The 18,202-nt window shown below is 71.7% G+C and carries 17 protein-coding genes and 1 pseudogene; 10 read left to right on the forward strand and 8 right to left on the reverse strand.

The features are described 5' to 3' along the window. Positions 1 to 5 precede the first annotated feature (5 nt). Positions 6 to 1,280, forward strand: a complete 1,275-nt coding sequence (locus ABZ370_RS01110; protein WP_358614822.1) for a glycoside hydrolase family 5 protein — start codon at positions 6 to 8, stop codon at positions 1,278 to 1,280. A 253-nt stretch (positions 1,281 to 1,533) separates the two neighbouring features. Next, positions 1,534 to 2,238, forward strand: coding sequence for a signal peptidase II (locus ABZ370_RS01115; RefSeq protein ID WP_358614824.1), 705 nt, complete (start codon positions 1,534 to 1,536; stop codon positions 2,236 to 2,238). 37 nt (positions 2,239 to 2,275) lie between these two features. Here ABZ370_RS01115 and ABZ370_RS01120 read toward each other — a convergent pair. From ABZ370_RS01120 to ABZ370_RS01145, 6 genes and pseudogenes are all read right to left on the reverse strand, one after another. Beyond that, a pseudogene (locus ABZ370_RS01120) lies at positions 2,276 to 2,419 on the reverse strand (zf-HC2 domain-containing protein); the annotation flags it as partial. Further along, a complete protein-coding gene (locus ABZ370_RS01125; protein WP_358614826.1) occupies positions 2,416 to 2,970 on the reverse strand; it encodes an RNA polymerase sigma factor in 555 nt (184 codons plus the stop codon). The pseudogene ABZ370_RS01120 and the gene ABZ370_RS01125, both read right to left, overlap by 4 nt. Positions 2,971 to 3,121: 151 nt before the next feature. Further along, entirely contained in the window at positions 3,122 to 3,943 is an 822-nt protein-coding gene (locus ABZ370_RS01130; RefSeq protein WP_358614828.1) for a zf-HC2 domain-containing protein, read from the reverse strand. Further along, complete coding sequence (locus ABZ370_RS01135) at positions 3,940 to 4,536, reverse strand: sigma-70 family RNA polymerase sigma factor (RefSeq protein WP_050799946.1); 597 nt, start codon at positions 4,534 to 4,536, stop codon at positions 3,940 to 3,942. The genes ABZ370_RS01130 and ABZ370_RS01135 overlap by 4 nt, the downstream gene beginning before the upstream one ends. A gap of 137 nt (positions 4,537 to 4,673) precedes the next feature. Next, the gene (locus tag ABZ370_RS01140; protein ID WP_358614830.1) at positions 4,674 to 5,702 is read right to left on the reverse strand and encodes a rod shape-determining protein; all 1,029 of its coding nucleotides are present in this window, start codon (positions 5,700 to 5,702) and stop codon (positions 4,674 to 4,676) included. A 153-nt stretch (positions 5,703 to 5,855) separates the two neighbouring features. Further along, a complete protein-coding gene (locus ABZ370_RS01145; protein WP_358614832.1) occupies positions 5,856 to 7,556 on the reverse strand; it encodes a bifunctional 3'-5' exonuclease/DNA polymerase in 1,701 nt (566 codons plus the stop codon). Between the two features lie 202 nt (positions 7,557 to 7,758). Here ABZ370_RS01145 and ABZ370_RS01150 point away from each other — a divergent pair, with 202 nt between their 5' ends. The 3 genes from ABZ370_RS01150 to ABZ370_RS01160 all read left to right on the forward strand — a co-directional run bounded on the left by ABZ370_RS01150 (position 7,759) and on the right by ABZ370_RS01160 (position 10,602). Then, complete coding sequence (locus ABZ370_RS01150) at positions 7,759 to 8,856, forward strand: glycoside hydrolase family 43 protein (protein WP_358614834.1); 1,098 nt, start codon at positions 7,759 to 7,761, stop codon at positions 8,854 to 8,856. 310 nt (positions 8,857 to 9,166) lie between these two features. Next, a complete protein-coding gene (locus ABZ370_RS01155) occupies positions 9,167 to 9,394 on the forward strand; it encodes a DUF397 domain-containing protein (RefSeq protein WP_358615989.1) in 228 nt (75 codons plus the stop codon). A 56-nt stretch (positions 9,395 to 9,450) separates the two neighbouring features. Continuing rightward, positions 9,451 to 10,602 carry a site-2 protease family protein gene (locus ABZ370_RS01160; RefSeq protein WP_358614836.1) on the forward strand — a complete coding sequence of 384 codons (1,152 nt, stop codon included), beginning with the start codon at positions 9,451 to 9,453 and terminating at the stop codon, positions 10,600 to 10,602. 19 nt (positions 10,603 to 10,621) lie between these two features. On the opposite strand, the gene ABZ370_RS01165 is transcribed toward ABZ370_RS01160, so the two are convergent. Further along, complete coding sequence (locus ABZ370_RS01165; protein WP_358614838.1) at positions 10,622 to 11,125, reverse strand: ATP-binding protein; 504 nt, start codon at positions 11,123 to 11,125, stop codon at positions 10,622 to 10,624. A 308-nt stretch (positions 11,126 to 11,433) separates the two neighbouring features. Between ABZ370_RS01165 and ABZ370_RS01170 the strand changes: the two genes are divergently transcribed. The 5 genes from ABZ370_RS01170 (at position 11,434) to ABZ370_RS01190 (ending at position 16,717) form a co-directional block, all read left to right on the forward strand. Then, entirely contained in the window at positions 11,434 to 12,297 is an 864-nt protein-coding gene (locus ABZ370_RS01170) for a helix-turn-helix transcriptional regulator (RefSeq protein ID WP_358614840.1), read from the forward strand. A 92-nt stretch (positions 12,298 to 12,389) separates the two neighbouring features. Further along, entirely contained in the window at positions 12,390 to 13,847 is a 1,458-nt protein-coding gene (locus ABZ370_RS01175) for an aldehyde dehydrogenase family protein (RefSeq protein WP_358614842.1), read from the forward strand. A 123-nt stretch (positions 13,848 to 13,970) separates the two neighbouring features. Then, positions 13,971 to 14,543, forward strand: coding sequence for a DinB family protein (locus tag ABZ370_RS01180; RefSeq protein ID WP_358614844.1), 573 nt, complete (start codon positions 13,971 to 13,973; stop codon positions 14,541 to 14,543). Between the two features lie 57 nt (positions 14,544 to 14,600). Then, positions 14,601 to 15,257, forward strand: coding sequence for a PadR family transcriptional regulator (locus ABZ370_RS01185; RefSeq protein ID WP_358614846.1), 657 nt, complete (start codon positions 14,601 to 14,603; stop codon positions 15,255 to 15,257). 77 nt (positions 15,258 to 15,334) lie between these two features. Beyond that, on the forward strand, positions 15,335 to 16,717 hold the full coding sequence (locus ABZ370_RS01190; RefSeq protein ID WP_358614848.1) for a hypothetical protein: 1,383 nt from the start codon (positions 15,335 to 15,337) through the stop codon (positions 16,715 to 16,717). 29 nt (positions 16,718 to 16,746) lie between these two features. Here the strand turns inward: ABZ370_RS01190 and ABZ370_RS01195 are convergent, their stop codons facing one another. Further along, complete coding sequence (locus ABZ370_RS01195; RefSeq protein ID WP_358614850.1) at positions 16,747 to 18,159, reverse strand: glutamate decarboxylase; 1,413 nt, start codon at positions 18,157 to 18,159, stop codon at positions 16,747 to 16,749. Positions 18,160 to 18,202: the final 43 nt, after the last annotated feature.

Consider the following 18,202-nt stretch of genomic DNA (forward strand, 5'->3'; position numbering starts at 1 on the left):
CCCCCATGGACCAGAACAACGTCCCGACCAACCCCGAGACCACCGAGACGAACCGCGCTCCGCGCTCCCGCCGTCTGCGCATGGGTATCGCCGCGGCCGTCGTCGCTGTCGCTGCCGTGGGTGGCACTGTCACGGCGTTCACCCTGAACTCCGACGACTCGGGCTCCTCGTCCTCGGTCGCCGCGGGCAAGCCCGCCGGTGCGGACGTGAAGTTCCCGCTGTCGACCAAGAAGGGCGACATCGTCGACTCGAAGGGCCACAAGGTGGTCATGACCGGTGTGAACTGGTTCGGCTTCGAGACCGGCACCTTCGCGCCGCACGGCCTGTGGACCCGCAGCCTGGATTCCATGCTGGACCAGATGGCCAAGCAGGGCTTCAACACCATGCGGCTGCCCTACTCGAACGAGATGTTCGACGCCAAGAGCAAGCCCAACGGGATCGACTTCAAGAAGAACCCCGAGCTGAAGGGCCTCACCGGCCAGCAGATCATGGACAAGGTCGTCAAGGGTGCCACCGACCGCGGCATCATGGTGATCCTGGACCAGCACCGCCCGGACCAGTACGGCCAGAGTGAGCTGTGGTACTCCCAGAGCCTCACCGAGAAGAAGTGGTTGAGCGACTGGGTCAAGCTGGCCAAGCGCTACAAGAGCAACGACCGGGTGGTCGGCGCCGACCTGCACAATGAGCCGCGTGGCCAGGCCACGTGGGGCGACGGCAACGCGAAGACCGACTGGCGCCTGGCGGCCACCAAGGCCGGTAACGCGATCCACAAGGTCAACAAGAACTGGCTGGTCTTCGTCGAGGGCACCGACCGTCACAAGAACGAGCAGTTCTGGTGGGGCGGCGACCTCCAGGGTGTGAAGAAGTACCCGGTGAAGCTGGACGAGGCCAACAAGGTCGTCTACTCGGCCCATGACTACGGTCCGGGCGTCTTCAACCAGAACTGGTTCCAGGCGAAGGACTTCCCGAAGAACATGCCCGCCATCTGGAAGAAGCACTGGGCCTACATCAAGCAGCAGAACATCGCTCCGCTGCTGCTGGGTGAGTTCGGTGGCCGCAAGACCGCGGGCAACAGCCACGAGGCCATCTGGCAGAACGCCCTGATGGACTACCTCAAGAAGAACGGCATCAGCTACACCTACTGGACCTGGAACCCGGACTCGGGTGACACCGGCGGTGTGCTGAACAAGGACTGGAAGACGATCGACAAGAACAAGATGAAGATGCTGTCCGAGTACCAGATGCCTCTGCTGGGGGCGAAGGGGAAGACGTCGGAGTAACCCCTTCCGGTACCCCGCCGATCATGGCGGTGTGACAGTGAGGGCCCGCAGGCAGCCGCCTGCGGGCCCTCCGTCATGTCCGCGCCCGTTTTCCAGGTCGCCCAGGTCGCCCAGGTCGCCCAGGTCGCTCAGGTCGCCCGGAAAGTCTGGAAAGTCCCGTAGGGGGGGAAGCGGGGGGCGCCCCCGCCGGGTTTCCTCCCTGGGCCCCCTCCGCGCCCGCGGACCGGCCCCCGGCATGCAGGGAGGCCCGCCCATGAACCCCCACCAGCACACCGGCAGGCTGCTCTTCCCGCTGGCCGCGCTCGTGGTGATCGCGGCCGATCAGGTGAGCAAGGCGCTCGCGCTGGCCGCCTGGAGCGGAACCTCGGGGCCGCAGGCCCGGTGGGGGCCGTTCCACGCGCTGCTGGTGCACAACGCCGGAGTGGCCTTCGGGCTGGGGCACGGCCGCCCGGTGCTGATCACCATGATCACCCTCACCGGCGCGGTCGCCACCCTGGCCGCCGTCCTCGCGGGGCTGCGGGCCCACAGCCGGGGCCTGGCGTTCGGCATGGCGCTGATCGCCGGGGGCTCGGTCGGCAACGGCGCCGACCGGGTGATGCGGCCGCCGGGCCCGCTGCGCGGTGCCGTGGTCGACTGGATCACGGTGGCGGGGCGCGGCCCGGTGTTCAACCTGGCCGACGTCGCCCTCGTCTCCGGGACCCTGCTCACCGCGGCCGTGCTGCTGCGTACGGCCGTGCGGCGGCCGCCGCTCAGCCTCCGCCCTTGCGCACCGAACGCGACCCCGAGCCCGAACCCGAACCCGGCCCTGGCTCCGACCCCGGACCCGGGTCCGGCCCCGAACCCGGCATCGGCCCCGGCTCCCGGGTGCTCTCCCGCTCCGCGACCGAGGCCGCGAACTCCTTCAGCCGCGCCAGCGCCGCTTCGTCGGTCACCCCCCGGGAGGCCAGCGCGCTGGTGATGCGCTGGTAGACGGAGAGCTCACGGGCGCAGTGGTGGCATTCCGCCACATGCGCCCGCACCCGGGCCGCGTCCGGCGCGTCCAGTTCGCCGTCGAGGAACGCCTGGAGCATCGGCGCGCCCACCGGGCACTCCCGCGTCCGGCGCCGCTCGGTATCGCGCCACCATGTCCACCGGCTCATGCCTCACCTCGCTCTGGTTCCCGTCCCGTGCGCCCCGCGGCCAGCAGCTGGTTCCGGATGCGCTTGCGGGCCCGGTGCAGCCTGCTCATCACCGTCCCCTTGGGGACGTCCAGCACCTGCGCCGCTTCCGCGTACGACAGCCCGTCCACGTGGACCAGCCGCACGACCTGCTGGTCGCGGAGCGGCAGCGCGGTGAACGCGGCGTCCACGGCCTCGTCGAACGCGGTGTCCACCACCAGCTCCTCGGGGGTGGCGCCGCGGGCCGGGGAGAGCCGTTCCAGCTCCGTGTCCGGGTCGTCCAGCAGCCGGGGCCGGCGCTGGCGGCGCCGGCTCACCTCCGCGTGCCGCATGATCGTCAGCAGCCAGGCCCGTGGATGTCTCCCGTCAAAACGGCCGACTGCCCGGTACGCCCGTAGTAACGTGTCCTGCACGAGATCTTCGGCGTCGGCGCGCTGAGCGGTCAGAGACATCGCCACGCGCAGCAGCACCTCGATTTCGGGCAGCACGTACTGGGTGAACATGCGTTGCTGATGGGCGTCCGGGTCAGCCACGCGTGCCTCCTCGGATCACGGACCCCCCGGGGCGCGAAAGCGACATATCACACTCTGTGTAACATCTCGCTCACGGCGCCGCACGGGATGGTCGGCGATCCGGGTGACACGGCGGCGGGCGGGGCTCGCCGCGCGGGGCGAGGGGCGCGGGTTACGCCTTCACGGAGATCAGCAGCTTGCCCTCGGACGTACGGACCTCGAAGTGATCGACGTCGGAGCGCTTCATGCCCGCTCCGCCGTGGGCCCACAGCGGGGCTCTGGCCGCCTCGTCCTGGCTGTTCTCGATCCCGTATCCCCGCTCGGGCACGGACCACGTCGTCATGGTCTGCTTCTGGCCGTCGTGGGAGACCGCGATCAGGCTGCAGCTCAGCGGGCCCTTGACGTTGCCCAGTCTGAGCATCCCGTCGAGGCCCCACATCTTGTCCTCCATGGCGATCGCCGCGGTCACCTTGGTGTCCGGGTCGGTGGCCTCGACCTTGTCCGGCATCCCCGCGAAGAGCTGGCTCTCGCTCGCCGCGGACGCGACCGGCGGCTCGGCGCCGGAGCCCGAGTCCGAGGTGACGGCCATCGTGCCGAGCGGTCCGCCGATGATCAGCGCGGCCGCCGCCGCGACCAGGTAGAGGCCGCGCCGCTTGCGCTTGCTGCGCGCCGCGGCGACCTCGCCCACCATGCGGTTCAGCAGGGCGGGGCCGGGCTTGGCGGTCAAGGTGTCGATGGCGGTCGGAGTGGCGGTGAACGCGTGCGGGGTGTGGCCCGTGATCGCGGTCCGGCCGGGTGCCCCGTGGATACCGGGGATGTCGGCCGCGAGGTCCGCGAGCAGGGGTTCCAGTCCGGTCAGCTCGTCGAGCTGCCGTCCGCACTGGTCGCAACCGGCCAGATGCTCCTCGAAATAGGTGGCGTCCGCCTCGTCGAGCACGCCGAGCACATACGCGCCAACGGCGTCGTGTCCCGCGTGGTGCGCCTGCGCTGTCATGCCGTCACTCCTCTCTCCTCAAGCGCGAGCTTCATGGAGCGCAGCGCGTAGAAGACCCGGGACCGAACCGTCCCGCTGGGTATACCGAGCGTTTCCGCCGCTTCGTTGACCGTACGGCCCTTGAAGTAGGTCTCGACGAGCACCTCGCGGTGGGCGTCGCTGAGGTCGTGCATCGCGTCGGAAAGTGTCATCAGCCGTAGTGCCCGGTCGATCTCGTCCTCCGCCGGCATCAGCTCCAGAGGAGACGGGTCGACCTCCTGGGGCCTGGCCTGCCTGCTGCGGTGCCCGTCGATGACGATGCGCCGGGCGACCGTGACCAGCCAGGGCCGGATGGAACCGGTGGCCCGGGACAGCTGGTCCGCATTCCGCCAGGCGCGGACCAGGGTCTCCTGCACGACGTCCTCCGCGCGATGGCGATCGCCCGCGACCAGACGCAGTACGAACGCGAGCAACGGTCCGGCGTGCTCCTGGTAGAGCGCACGCATGAGTTGCTCGTCCGGTGTACCGCGCTGCGATCTGGACGGACGCTCATCGGCCACGGCGGCGTCGTCGTGCACCAGAACCTCCAGGACAGGACCTGAGTTGGACAACATCAACTGACGACTCCCGGTCTGTGCCCCGGGGGGGTTGGGTGGCCAAGTCGGCCTCTTCCTCCCTTCGTACGGACGGGAGGGGGCCGCCACTCAACGCGTCGCGAAGAAAGTTCCGATCAGTTCCTGGAGTTGCCCGCTCAGGTGATGGCCGAGCTGAGCACATGGGGCTGGACTTTGCCCTCCAGCATCGCGCCGAGCCCTTCCACCGCGCACACGCCCGGGTTGTCCGCGATGTTCACCGGGACGCCGGTCGCGTCCCGCAGCAGGGTCTCGAGACCGGGCAGCACCGCGCTGCCGCCCGCCAGCATGATGCCGCGGTCGGCGAGGTCGGCCACCAGATCGGGCGGGCAGCGGCGCAGTACGGTGCTGATCGCGTCGAGGACGGCGGTCAGCGGGGTACGGATGGCGTTGCGTACGCCCTCGACGTCGATCCGTACGGACCGGGCGAGCCCGGTGGCCACGTCGCGGCCGTGCACCTCGGTGCCGAGCGAGGCCAGCGCCGTGTCGCCGAGGACCAGGTGCAGCGGGCGGACGGCCTGGCTCGGCAGCGTCAGCGCGTGCGCGTTGCGCAGATGCTGGACGACGGCGTGGTCGACCGTCTCGCCGCCCACCGGCACCCGCTCGGCGGACACGATCGCGCCCAGCGACAACACCGCGACGTGGGTGGTGGCCGCGCCGCACACCACGATCATCGTGGCCTCGGGCCGCTCCACGGGCAGCCCGCAGCCCACGGCGGTGGCGATCAGCGTGTCCACCAGCTCGACCCGCTTGGCGCCGAGCCCGGAGAGCGTTTCCAGGGCGGCGCGCTGGGCGAGTGGATCGGCGTCGTGCGGTACGCAGACGGCGGCGCTCGGCCTCGGCTTGCGGCGCCAGGCGCGGCGCAGCTTGTTGCCGAGGAGCAGCCGCAGCATGCGCTGGGCCATGGCGATGTCGACGACGGTGCCACCGGCCACGGGACGCACCACCCGGATGTGGTCGGGCGTACGGCCCGTCATGCGCTCGGCGAACGCCCCGACCGCGATCACCGCGCCGGTGCGGGTGTTGACGGCGGCGACGGTGGGCTCGTCGACGATCAGGCCGGTGCGTTTGAGGTAGACGCGGGTCCTGGACGCTCCGAGGTCCACGGCGATGGAGCAGCGACGCAGCCGCTCAAGGCTGATGCTCATGTGGCCATGGTGTGCGGCGGGGCGCCGCCGCTGCCTCCGGAGGTGCGCCGGTCGGGCGAGCCCGCTCCCCCTCGGCCAGGCCTCGGCTGGGCCCTGGCTGGACCTCGGCCAGGCCTCGGCTGGACCTCGGCTGGGCCTTGGGCTGGGCCCCGGCTAGGCCTTGGCGTCCGCGTAGCACTCCACCGCCGCCACCGTGAGGGGGAAGCGGACCGGGGTGGGGCCGAAGGCGATCGTTCCGGCTGCTTCGCCCGCCTCCGCGATCGCCTGCCGCACCGCCGCCACCTCGGGCTCGGGGCAGTGCACGATCACCTCGTCGTGCTGGAAGAAGACCAGCTCGGCGCGGAGCCCGGCGGCGGCCAGGGCACGGCGCAGCGCCGCGAGCATCAGCACCGCCCAGTCGGCGGCGCTGCCCTGGACGACGAAGTTCCGGGTGAAGCGGCCGCGGGCGCGGGCGCCCGGGGTGCTGCCGTAACGCGGCTCCTCGTCCAGGTCGCGCGGCAGACCCGCCTCGTCGGCCGGGTCGGCGGCGGTGCCACCGGCCGGTGGGCAGGTGCGGCCCAGCCAGGTCCGCACGAGACGGCCCTCCTCGCCCGCGCGGGCCGCGTCGTCCACGTAGGCCACGGCCGCCGGGAAGCGGCGCCTGAGCGCGGCGAGGTGCTTGAGCCCGTCGCCGGAGGTCTGCCCGTAGACGGCGCCGAGCAGCGCGAGCTTGGCCAGGTCGCGGCGGCCCGCGAAGGCGCGGTCGGACAGCTCCGCGTACAGGTCCCGGCCGGTGCCCGCGACCTCCATCAGCCCGGGGTCGCGGGAGATGGCGGCGAGCACCCGGGGCTCCATCTGGTCGGCGTCGGCGACGACCAGCCGCCAGCCCGGGTCGGCGACGACCGCGCGCCGCACCACCTTGGGGATCTGGAGGGCCCCGCCGCCGTGGGTGGTCCAGCGGCCGGAGACGGTGCCGCCGGGCAGGTATGCGGGGCGGCATCGGCCCTCGCGCACCCAGGACTGGAGCCAGGACCAGCCGTGGGCGGTGTGCAGCCGGTAGAGCTTCTTGTACCGCAGCAGCGGCTCCACCGCCGGGTGGTCGATCTCCTTCAGCTCCCACGCCCGGGTGGAGTTGAGCGCGATCCCCGCGCGGGCGAACGCCCGGATGACGTCGGCGGGCAGATCGGGCCGCACCCGCACCCCGCCCCCGAAGGCGCGGGACACCTCGTCGGCCAGCTCGGCCATCCGCCGCGGTTCGAGACCGCCCGGATAGCGCTCGCCCAGCAGCTCGTCCAGCAACTCCCGGTGGCGGTCGGCCCGCCAGGGCACTCCGGCGCGCCGCATCTCGGCGGCGACCAGGGTTCCGGCCGATTCGGCGGTGGTCAGCAGCCGCATCCGGTCCGGGTGCCCGGCCGCCCCGGTACGGGCCAGCTGCGCCCGGTACACCGTCAGCAGCGCGTCGAGCGGGTCGGTGCCGGGCGGCAGCGGTGGCGGGCCGGGCTCGAAGAGCGACGGCTGCGTCTGGGCGGCCCGTGGCGGCGGGTCCTCGGGGACGGGCAGCCCGCGCAGCCGGGCCCAGGCCGCGGCGAGCGAGCGCGGGGCGCCCGAGCGCCCCTCGTGGCCGAGCAGCAGGGCCTCGGCCGCCTCCGTGTCGTAGCACCGCTCGACCCGGACTCCGGCCGCCAGCAGCCGGGGATACACCTCGGCGGTGGACCGCCACACCCACCGGTCGGCCTCCGGGCGGGACCGCACGGCTTCGGCGATCCCGCCCCGCGCCGCCGGAACCTCGACGACCGGCCCGGCGGCCTCTCCGCAGGCGTCCAGCGGGCAGAGACGGACACCCCCGTCGTCCGTCTCTGCCGCTGCCCACCTCATGACCGTGAGTCTGGCAGGGGGGTCCGACAACGGCCCGACAGCGGCCCGACAGCGGCCTCGGGAGGCAACGACGAGCGCTGTGAGAGGGGTTGACCCCTCGACCGGGCGGCTCTACGGTCCGTTCGCAATGACGGAGCGTGTTCGAAATATCGACCGGGCGGAGCGCGTCGCCGCCCGGGCCTCTCGAACCCTGGAGCCTTCCATGACCCGCATCCGCACCAGAGCGCTGCCGTTGCTGACGGCCGCGCTGCTCGCGCTCGTCGCCCTGCTGCAGACGGGCGGCGCCACCGCCGCGCAGGCCGAACCGGCCGGTTCTCCGGGGGTGAGGGCCGGGAGCTTCACCAATCCGGTCGTGACGCAGAACGGCGCGGACCCGACGGTCATCCGCTACGCCGGGTACTACTACCACCTGGGCACCACCTGGGCCTCGCACTGGGAGATGCGCCGATCGCCCACCCTCGGCGGGCTGAAGACCGCGGCGCCCACCACCGTCTACCGCGAGACCGTGGCGTCCCGCTGCTGCAACTTCTGGGCGCCCGAACTGCATCGTCTCAATGGCCCGAACGGGCTGCGCTGGTATCTCACGTACAGCGCGGGCGTCTCGGCGAACATCGACCACCAGCACGTCCACGTCCTGGAGAGCGCCGGATCGAATCCGCTGGGCCCGTACACCTACAAGGGCCAGGTCGATCCGTACGGCGACAACCGCTGGATGATCGACAGCAGCTATCTCTCGATGCCGGACGGCCGCCTCTTCATGCTGTACTCCTTCTGGGAGGGCGGTTCGCAGAACCTCTACGCGGTCCGGATGAGCAACCCGTGGACCCCGACCGGCGCCGGTGTCCGGATCGCCACGCCCTCCTACGCCTGGGAGAAGTCGGGCAGCGCGGTCAACGAGGGGCCGACCATCCTGCAGCACGGCGGCCGCACCTTCCTCACCTTCTCCGCCTCGCACTGCGACACCCCGGACTACAAGCTCGGGCTGATGGAGCTGACAGGGAGCGATCCACTGGCGGCGGGCGCGTGGAAGAAGTACGCCAGCCCGGTCTTCCAGCGCAATGACGCGGCCGGGGTGTACGGGCCGGGCCACAACTTCTTCTTCCCCTCGCCCGACGGCAAGGAGGTCTGGATGGCCTACCACGCCAACGCCAAGGCCACGGACGGCTGCGGCGGCTCCCGTACCACCCGGGCGCAGAAGGTGAACTGGAACGCGGACGGCACCCCGGACTTCGGCGTCCCCGTCTCCACCTCCACCGTCCTGGCCGAGCCTTCCGGCACCCCGGCCGCCCTGCGGCGCTGACGGCGCCCGACACCACTCCGGCGCCACCTCCGGCGCCCCTCCGACGACGAGGACGCCCCGCGGGCCAACCCGCGGGGCGTCCTCGTCGTCTTTTCTGACGACTGAGCTGACGACCGCGCTGACGACTGACGCCGACGACTGACACGCCCGGGGCAGGGCAGAAGAGGCCGTGATCATCCGGCAGGAGACTCCTGCGTCCTATGCACGTGCATATGCTCATGCATATGCACAGGAATGCGGCTATGATCCGAGGCAGTTGACAGTTGCACTAACAGTGGAGAGCCCTGTGCGCGACCACCCGTACAACGGCATGGCGGCCGCGGACCTTCAAGGGGTCGTCTGGCAGAAGAGCAGGCACAGCAATTCGCAGGGGTCCTGTGTCGAGTTCGCCAAGCTGCCCGGCGGGGACGTGGCCGTACGGAACTCCCGCTTCCCGGACGGACCGGCGCTCGTCTACACCCCGGCCGAGGTCGAGGCGATGCTGCGCGGCGTCAAGGACGGGGAGTTCGACCATCTGGCGCACGACCCGGTCGCGTGAGCGACACTGGTAGTGATCGGTGGGGGGTCCTACTGATGTGAGACGGGCGATGAGCGATGAACGGCTCGGTTCGCGTCGGACATGTCCTCGGGGTGCCCCTGCGGATGCACTGGAGCGCCCCGGTGCTGATCGTCCTGCTCGCCTATGGGCTCGGCCGCGAGACGCTGCCCGCCTGGACGCCCGGCCGGACCGGCCTGGTGTACGCGGTCGCCAGTGTGATCGGCGCCTTCCTGCTGATGGGAAGCCTGCTGCTGCATGAGGCCGCGCACGCGGTCACGGCGCGCGGCAAGGGCGTCTCCGTCGAGGACGTCACGCTGTGGGCGCTCGGCGGCATGACCCAGATGGGACGGCCGCGCACCGCCAAGATCGCCTTCCTCGTGGCCGTCAGCGGCCCGCTCACCAGCCTGGTCATCGGCGGCGTCGCGGTGGGCGCCGGGATCGGGGCCAGGGCGCTGGCCGGGTGGGGAGTACCGGCGGCGGTGCTGATCTGGCTGGGCTGGGCCAATCTGCTGCTCGGGGTGTTCAACCTGCTGCCCGCGGCGCCGCTGGACGGCGGCCGGGTGGTGCAGGCGGCGCTGTGGTGGCGTACGGGCGACCGGGACCGGGCCGAGCGGGCGGCCGGGCGCAGCGGCCAGATCTTCGGGATGCTGCTCATCGCGGCCGGCTGGTTCTCGTTCGTGCGCGGCGACGGCAGCGGGCTGTGGCTCGCGCTCGTCGGGCTGTTCATGATGGTGGTCGCCAACGCGGAGCGGCAGCGGGCCGGTGTCAACACGGCGCTGCGCGGGGTGCGGGCGGGCGAAGCGATGTCGTCCCCGGTCGTGACCGGCGCCGACTGGCTGCCGGTGGGGCGGTTCATCGACGAGGTGGCGGCGCACTCCCGCCACTCGGCGCTGCCGCTGCTGGACTTCGAGGGGCGGCCCAGCGGCGTGGTGAACCTGCGCGCGCTGGCGGCGGTTCCGGCCGGGATGCGGGAGGAGCGGCGGGTGCGCGAGGTGGCGATGCCGATCACGCGGTGCACGGTCGCGACGTCGGACGAGCTGCTGAGCGAGGTGCTGGAGCGGGCCCGGCCGGGAGGCGCGGGGATGCCGGTGCTGGTGGTGGACGACGGGCATCTGGAGGGCATCGTCACCGCCCACGATGTGTCACGCCTCTTCCAGCTGCACTCGCTGGGCATCACGACGGCGCCCCCGGAGGCGACGCCCCGCTGAGCCCGCCTGAGACCGGCGGCTAGGGGCGGGGCAGGTGGAACAGGGCCCAGACGATCTTGCCGCGCAGCGTTCCGGCCAGCGGTTGCCAGCCCCAGCCGTCGGTGAAGGACTCCACCAGATACAGCCCCCGCCCCGACTCCTCGCAGGAACCGGCCTCCCCGGCGACCGGCCCGGCCTCGCTGGGGTCGCGTACGGCGCACACCAGCCGGGAGGCGGAGTACATCAGATGGAGCCGCACCAGGGGCGGTTCCTGCCCGTCGCCGGACGGGCTGCCCGGAGGTGCCCCGGCGACCGCGTGCCGCAGCGCGTTGGTGACCAGTTCGGACACGACGAGGGCCACCTCGTCGAGCAGCTCGGGGATGTCCCACTGCCGCAGCGTGGCCCCGGTGAACTGGCGAGCCCCCTTGACCGCGTCGTAGCGCGCGGGGAGGGAACAGGAGACAGCGCCGGAGACGGCGGAGGGATCGACCGCGGGAAGCCCTCTCCACAACGGTTCCAGCAGGGCCGTACCTTCGCTCCCCATGCGAGCACTCCTGCATCCGTGGCCGTGACGAATCCTGGCCAGATCTCGTACGAGCTTGCACGTGCGCGAGTCCCATGGTTTCGAATGCCGACGGCAGATGCAAGGGCAGATGCACGTGCACGCGGCCGAATTGGGATACTGCACCCGGCTTTGCCATGCTTTCGTCCTACGTACATGTGCGTAGGTCTCCCGGTCGGGTAACGACATGAGCACAGCCCGGAGCCCGGAAAGTGGCAGACTTCGGCCTGCCGGGTTGCGGGGGCCCATCGCCGGAAGAGCGCGTTCCGCACAGGGAGGGTCACGGACAGATGACCGCAAGCGAGTCGAGTGGATCGGTGGTGCGCCGCATTCTCCTGGGCTCTCAACTCAGGCGGCTGCGCGAGACCCGGGGCATCACCCGCGAGGCGGCGGGCTACTCGATCCGCGCCTCCGAGTCCAAGATCAGCCGGATGGAGCTGGGCCGGGTGAGCTTCAAGGCGCGCGACGTCGAGGACCTGCTCACGCTGTACGGCGTCACCGAGGAGGCGGAGCGCGCGGCGCTGCTCGGGCTCGCCCGCGAGGCCAACCTCACCGGCTGGTGGCACAGTTACGGCGATGTGCTGCCGGGCTGGTTCCAGACGTACGTCGGGCTGGAGGGCGCCGCCTCGCACATCGCCGTCTACGAGGTCCAGTTCATCCACGGTCTGCTGCAGACCGAGGGGTACGCCCACGCCGTGGTCACCCGGGGCCAGCCGCAGGCGTGCGACTCCGAGGTGGAGCGGCGGGTCGCGCTGCGGCTGGAGCGGCAGAAGCTGCTGGTCTCCGAGCGGGCACCGGCGTTCCACGTGGTGCTGGACGAGGCCGCGCTGCGCCGCCCGTACGGCGGTCCGGAGGTGATGCGTGCCCAGATACAGCACCTCATCTCCGTCTCCGAGCAGCCGAACGTCAGGCTCCAGGTGATGCCGTTCGCCTTCGGCGGGCACGCCGGGGAGAGCGGTGCGTTCACCCTGCTCCGGTTCCCGGAGTCCGACCTCCCGGACGTCGTCTATCTGGAACAGCTCACCAGCGCCCTCTACCTCGACAAACCCGATGAAGTGGGGCAGTACGAGCGGGTGTTGGCACGGCTCGGCGCTGACGGTCTGTCCCCGGAGAAGAGCCGGGACCTGCTCGGGGGGCTCCTGCGCGAGGCCTGACCCACCAGTAGGATGACGTGCTGTCAGGAATACCCCCCACGTGTTCGCGGGTGTACCGGATGCGGTCCCGCGTCCTCCAGATAAGGGATGGCATGTCCTACTTCTCCGAGCTGGCCTTTCAGTACATCGGCGGTGAGTGGCGCACCGGCAGCGGTTCCTGGGACATCGTCGACTTCAATCCGTACGACGGGGAGAAGCTGGCCTCCATCACCGTGGCCACCGTCGACGAGGTCGACCTCGCCTACCGCGCCGCCGAGCGGGCCCAGCCGGAGTGGGCGGCCCGCAACCCGTACGCCCGGCGGGCGGTCTTCGAGCGGGTGCTGCGCGTCATCGAGGAGCGCGAGCAGGAGCTGACCGGGGCGATCATCGCGGAGTGCGGTGGCACCCACGTCAAGGCGGGCTTCGAACTGCACCTCGCCAAGGAGTTCCTGCGCGAGGCGGTCCAGCTGGCGCTGCGCCCCGAGGGCCGCATCCTGCCGTCGCCCGAGGACGGCAAGGAGAACCGGCTCTACCGGGTGCCGGTCGGCGTCGTCGGCGTGATCAGCCCGTTCAACTTCCCCTTCCTGCTGTCGCTGAAGTCGGTCGCCCCGGCGCTGGCCCTCGGCAACGCCGTCGTCCTCAAACCGCACCAGAACACCCCGATATGCGGCGGCGGTCTGGTCGCGAAGATCTTTGCGGAGGCCGGGCTTCCGGCCGGGCTGCTCAATGTGGTCGTCACCGACATCGCGGAGATCGGCGACGCCCTGATCGAGCACCCGGTGCCCAAGGTCATCTCGTTCACCGGCTCCGACAAGGTCGGCCGCCATGTCGCCACCGTCGCGGCCTCGCACTTCAAGCGGTCCATCCTGGAGCTGGGCGGCAACAGCGCCCTGATCGTGCTGGACGACGCCGACCTCGACTACGCGGTGGACGCCGCGGTGTTCAGCCGCTTCGTCCACCAGGGGCAGGTCTGCATGGCGGCCAACCGGGTGCTGGTGGACCGGGCGGTGGAGCGCGCGTTCACCGAGAAGTTCGTGGCCAAGGTGAAGACGCTGACGGTGGGCGACCCGGGCGATCCGGCCACCCACATCGGCCCGCTGATCAACGAGGGCCAGGCCGAGGCGATCACCGCGCTCGTCGACCAGACGATCGCCGACGGCGCGACCGCGCTGGTGCGGGGGCGCGCCGAGGGCACCCTGGTGGGGCCGAGCGTGCTCGGTGACGTCCCCGAGGGCTCGGCGATCCTCCGGCAGGAGGTGTTCGGCCCGGTCGTGGTGCTGATCCCGTTCGACGGTGACGAGGAGGCCGTCCGGATCGCCAACGACACCGACTACGGCCTCAGCGGCGCGGTGCACACCGGCGACATCGAGCGCGGGGTCCGCCTGGCCAAGCGCGTCCACACCGGCATGATCCATGTGAACGACAGCACCGTGCACGACGAGCCGATCGTGCCCTTCGGCGGCGAGAAGCACTCGGGGCTCGGGCGGCTCAACGGGGAAGCGATGGTCGACGGCTTCACCACCACCAAGTGGATCTCGATCCAGCACGGCCGCAGCCAATTCCCGTTCTGACGCGCCACCTGGAAGGGATGCGGACAGAAGGCATGCGGACAGAAGCTGACCGCAAGCCTTCCTAAGGTGGGGTTCATCGAAGGGCACCCGACCCGGGCGCCCTCCTGATGAAAGGCGGCAGCCATGCCCACCGTCGTGAAATCCGAGGACTGTAAGGACGAGCGCTCCACGCTGCTGGCCTACCTGGACGCGCAGCGCGGCGGCATCCGGCGCGCGGTGTACGGGCTGACCGAGGAGCAGGCCCGCAGCGTGCCCAGCGCCAGCGCGCTGTCCCTGGCCGGGCTGATCAAGCACGCGACCCAGGCCGAGGCGGGCTGGGTCCTCACGGGGCAGGGCCGCGAGGAGAAGCGGCTGACGAAGGAGGCGCTGGCGGAATTCGAGGCCAGCTTCGTCCCCACGGCCGACGAGACGGTGCCGGTGCTGCTGGAGCGGTACGAGGCGGCGGCGCGCGCCACCGATGAGGCCGTGCGCGCACTGCCCTCGATGGACGAGACATTCGAGGCGCCCCGCCGCCCCTGGGACGAGGGCGGCACCCGGACCTGGCGCTGGCTGGTCCTCCATATGATCGAGGAGGTCGCCCGGCACGCGGGGCACGCGGACGTCATCCGCGAGACGATCGACGGGAAGAACGCGTTCGAGCTGGTCTTCGCGTCCGGTGCGATGCCCGAGCCCGATTGGTCGCTCGTGGAGGGCTGACGCCCCTACCCTGGACCCCAGCGCAGGTCGGGCGGGGCAGGATGGGGAGACGGGCACATGTCAGCGATCCGGCTGCTGGTGCTGGGGGCGGTGCGCCAGCACGGGCGGGCACACGGCTATCAGGTCCGTAACGACCTGGAGTTCTGGGGCGCCCATGAGTGGTCCCACGCCAAACCCGGATCGATCTATCACGCGCTCAAGCAGATGGCGAAACAGGGCCTGATGCGCGCCCACGACGTGGCCCCGAGCACCGCCGGCGGCCCGCCGCGCACCGAGTACGAGCTGACCGCGGCGGGCGAGGAGGAGTACCTCAAGCTGCTGCGGGACGCCCTGCTGCGGCACGACCAGAAGATCGACGAGCTGACGGCCGGGGTCGGGTTCATCGTCGACCTGCCGCGCGCCGAGGCCATCGCGCTGCTGAAGGAGCGCGTGGCCGCGCTGGAGGAGTGGCGGGCCGAGGTCACCCGGAACTGGTCGCCGCCGCAGGACAGCCCCGGTGAGTGGGGCCACATCGGCGAGATCATGAAGTTCTGGGTCCACTCGGCCGACAGCGGCGCCGAGTGGACCCGCGGCCTGATCGAGCGGCTGGAGGGCGGGGCGTACGTCATGGCGGGCGAGGGGGAGCGCCCGGTGGACGTCCTGCCGGACGGGGCGCCGAATCCGTACGCGCAGTCCCCGGCTCCGGACGACGCCGGGCGGGGGCCCGGCTGCTGAGTGGCCGACAGGCCGTCCCCGATGCCACGTATGTCACACGCCCACCCGCCGTCGCCGGATGCGGATACGGTGCACGTATGGGGAACGACACGGCGGACACGGGGGCGGCACGGACGCGCGGGCCCGGTTATGCCCTGCTCCTGGCCGCCGGGCCGGTGGGCAAGCAGCGGCTGATGGACGCGGCCGCCGCGCTGCCACAGCTCGCGGCGGTGCCGCCGGCCGCGCTGCTGGGCACGCCCGGCGGCGCCAGCGTCGTCCAACTCGTCGACCCCACCGATCCGCAGACCGTGCTGACGCATCTGCGGACGGCGGCCGCCCAGCAGGGGCCGGTGCTCATCTACCTCGCGGGCCAGCTCACCATCGACCACAAACAGCGGCTGCCGCACCTCGCGTTGGCCCGTACGACGCCGAGGACCGCCCGCTACACCGCGCTGCCGTGGCACTGGCTGGCCGCCGAGCTGGCCCAGCGGCCGCCCGGCAGCACCACCGTGCTCGCCGATCTGGTGGCCGACGAGACCGTCTGGCCGCGGCTGTCCGACGGGCGGCTGCCGGTCGACACGCTCGCCTCCGGGCTGACCCTCTACGGGACGATCGCCCCGGCCCCGCCCAAGCGGCGGCTCGCGGCGCCGGTCTACAGCCGCGCCCTCGCCGGGCTGCTGCGCGGCGGCGAGGCGGGCAGCCCGCCGTTCGCCCTGCTGCACCAGCAGGCCGCCGCCGAGGCCGGGCTGGGCGCCGGGCCGGGGCTGCTGCTGGGCGCGCCGGTGGAGGGCTACGCGGCGTACGAGGCGTCGGCGGGGGCGTACGGGGCGTACGGGGCGTACGGCGCGCCCGGGGCGTACACACCACACGGGCCGCACGAGACCCAGCAGCCCCAGCTGTTCCAGGGACCGGGCGAAGCGCCGCCCCCGCCCGGGCCGCCGCCCGCGGCCGCCCCTGGAAGCTCCGCCGGGAGCGGCCCCGGGAGCGGCCCCGCGCTCGAGTCCATACCGGCCCGGCGGTCCGCGCCCGTACGGGTTCCCGAGCCCGTCCCCGATCCGCACGCCGCGATATTCGAGGCCGCGCACGCCGGGCGGCACAGCGAGGCCGCCTCGATGGCCGCCGCCTGGGAGCAGGAGGCGCTCCGGTCGGCCGGTCCGCGCTCGTCCGGCGCGATCCACTGGCTGGAGGTCCGCGCCGACCTCGCCCGGATCGCCGGGGACCCGGCCCGCGCGTGCGAGCTGTGGCTGTCGGTGGCCGACGCCCGGCTGGGCAACGGCGAGGCGACCGGGCACCCCGAGGTGGAGGGGGCCGTGGACCGGGCCCATCACCAGTGGCAGTTCGTCCAGGAACCGGCCCGGGCACATGCCCTCGCGCCGATGCTGATCGATCTGCGGGGCCGGGTGCCGGGCCGCAGGCCCGGTGCCCTGGAGGCCGTACGCCGCAGGGTCGAACTCCTCCGCGCCACCGCGCAGGCGCGCTGAAGCCGGCGGCTTTCTCAGGGGCGGCTTGCTCAGTGGTGGAAGGCCGTGGCGACGGCCTCGGGCCGCCCCATCGGCCCCGGCTGCTTCCGCAGTTCGGGCAGGAGGGTGCGCAGATCGTCCAGGAAGAGGTCGGACAGGTCCGCCGAGAAGCCGTTGCGGCACACCACCCGTAGCACCGACAGGTCCTCGCGGTGCGCGGGGAACGAGTACGCGGGCACCAGCCAGCCGTGTTCGCGCAGCCGCCGCGACACGTCGTACACGTCGAAGCCGGTGGTCTCCTCCGTCGTCGTGAAGGCGAAGACCGGCAGCTGGTCGCCGCGGGTGAGCATCCTGAAGTCGCCCAGTTCCGCGATCCGTGTCGAGAGCGAGCAGGCCACCTCGCGGGAGGTCTGCTGGACGGCGCGGAAGCCGTCCCGGCCCAGTCGCAGAAAGGTGTAGTACTGGGCGGCCACCTGGGCGCCGGGCCGGGAGAAGTTGAGCGCGAAGGTCGGCATCTCGCCGCCCAGGTAGTTGACCCGGAAGACCAGTTCCTCGGGCAGGCACTCCGGTGTGCGCCACAACGCCCACCCCACACCCGGGTAGACGAGGCCGTACTTGTGCCCCGAGGTGTTGATGGAGGAGACGCGCGGCAGCCGGAAGTCCCACATCAGGTCCGGGTCGAGGAACGGCGCCACCATCGCGCCCGAAGCGCCGTCCACATGGACCGGTACGTCCAGCCCGGTGCGCTCCTGGAGGTCGTCCAGGGCCGCGCACACCTCGGCGACCGGCTCGTACGAGCCGTCGAAGGTCGAGCCCAGCACGGTGACGACCCCGATGGTGTTCTCGTCGCACAGCTCGGCGGCGGTCCGCGGGTCGAGGTGGAACCGGTCGCCCTCCATGGGGACCTGCCGCGGCTCCACCTCCCAGTAGGCGCAGAACTTCTCCCAGCACACCTGGACGTTGATCCCCATGACCAGGTTGGGCCGGGCGGTGGCCGGATAGCGGACGGGGTTCCGCTTGGCCCAGCGCCGCTTGAAGGCCATTCCGGCGAGCATGCACGCCTCGCTCGAACCGGTCGTGGAGCAGCCCATCACCGCGTGCGGGTCGGGGGCGTGCCACAGGTCGGCCAGGATGGTCACACAGCGCCGCTCCAGCTCCGCGGTGCGCGGGTACTCATCCTTGTCGATCATGTTCTTGTCGCGGCAGTCGGACATCAGCCGCCCCGCCTGTGCCTCCATCCAGGTGGTGACGAAGGTGGCGAGATTCTGACGGGCGTTGCCGTCGAGCATCAGCTCGTCGTGCACCAGCTGGTACGCGGCCGACGGCGCCATGGGCCGGTCGGGGAGGCAGCGGCGCGGCGGGTTCGTCGTCATGCCGCTGACCGGATCGGCCACGCCGTAGAACGGGTTGACCGAGATGTCGGGCCGCTTTGCCTCGCCACGCCTGCCGCCGTGAAGTGCCATGCCCATTAAATTACGGACATACGACGCAATCGGTCGCTTCCCG

This window comes from Streptomyces sp. NPDC005962 (assembly GCF_040629205.1).
Taxonomy (GTDB): Bacteria; Actinomycetota; Actinomycetes; order Streptomycetales; family Streptomycetaceae; genus Streptomyces.

What these genes read in the sequence shown, in the direction of transcription:
- ABZ370_RS01110 (WP_358614822.1), top strand. Translation starts at nt 6, where the DNA reads ATGGACCAGAACAACGTCCCGACCAACCCCGAGACCACCGAGACGAAC.
- ABZ370_RS01115 (WP_358614824.1), top strand. Translation starts at nt 1,534, where the DNA reads ATGAACCCCCACCAGCACACCGGCAGGCTGCTCTTCCCGCTGGCCGCG.
- ABZ370_RS01130 (WP_358614828.1), bottom strand. Translation starts at nt 3,943, where the DNA reads ATGACAGCGCAGGCGCACCACGCGGGACACGACGCCGTTGGCGCGTAT.
- ABZ370_RS01135 (WP_050799946.1), bottom strand. Translation starts at nt 4,536, where the DNA reads ATGTTGTCCAACTCAGGTCCTGTCCTGGAGGTTCTGGTGCACGACGAC.
- ABZ370_RS01140 (WP_358614830.1), bottom strand. Translation starts at nt 5,702, where the DNA reads ATGAGCATCAGCCTTGAGCGGCTGCGTCGCTGCTCCATCGCCGTGGAC.
- ABZ370_RS01145 (WP_358614832.1), bottom strand. Translation starts at nt 7,556, where the DNA reads ATGAGGTGGGCAGCGGCAGAGACGGACGACGGGGGTGTCCGTCTCTGC.
- ABZ370_RS01150 (WP_358614834.1), top strand. Translation starts at nt 7,759, where the DNA reads ATGACCCGCATCCGCACCAGAGCGCTGCCGTTGCTGACGGCCGCGCTG.
- ABZ370_RS01155 (WP_358615989.1), top strand. Translation starts at nt 9,167, where the DNA reads ATGGCGGCCGCGGACCTTCAAGGGGTCGTCTGGCAGAAGAGCAGGCAC.
- ABZ370_RS01160 (WP_358614836.1), top strand. Translation starts at nt 9,451, where the DNA reads ATGAACGGCTCGGTTCGCGTCGGACATGTCCTCGGGGTGCCCCTGCGG.
- ABZ370_RS01165 (WP_358614838.1), bottom strand. Translation starts at nt 11,125, where the DNA reads ATGGGGAGCGAAGGTACGGCCCTGCTGGAACCGTTGTGGAGAGGGCTT.
- ABZ370_RS01170 (WP_358614840.1), top strand. Translation starts at nt 11,434, where the DNA reads ATGACCGCAAGCGAGTCGAGTGGATCGGTGGTGCGCCGCATTCTCCTG.
- ABZ370_RS01175 (WP_358614842.1), top strand. Translation starts at nt 12,390, where the DNA reads ATGTCCTACTTCTCCGAGCTGGCCTTTCAGTACATCGGCGGTGAGTGG.
- ABZ370_RS01180 (WP_358614844.1), top strand. Translation starts at nt 13,971, where the DNA reads ATGCCCACCGTCGTGAAATCCGAGGACTGTAAGGACGAGCGCTCCACG.
- ABZ370_RS01185 (WP_358614846.1), top strand. Translation starts at nt 14,601, where the DNA reads ATGTCAGCGATCCGGCTGCTGGTGCTGGGGGCGGTGCGCCAGCACGGG.
- ABZ370_RS01190 (WP_358614848.1), top strand. Translation starts at nt 15,335, where the DNA reads ATGGGGAACGACACGGCGGACACGGGGGCGGCACGGACGCGCGGGCCC.
- ABZ370_RS01195 (WP_358614850.1), bottom strand. Translation starts at nt 18,159, where the DNA reads ATGGCACTTCACGGCGGCAGGCGTGGCGAGGCAAAGCGGCCCGACATC.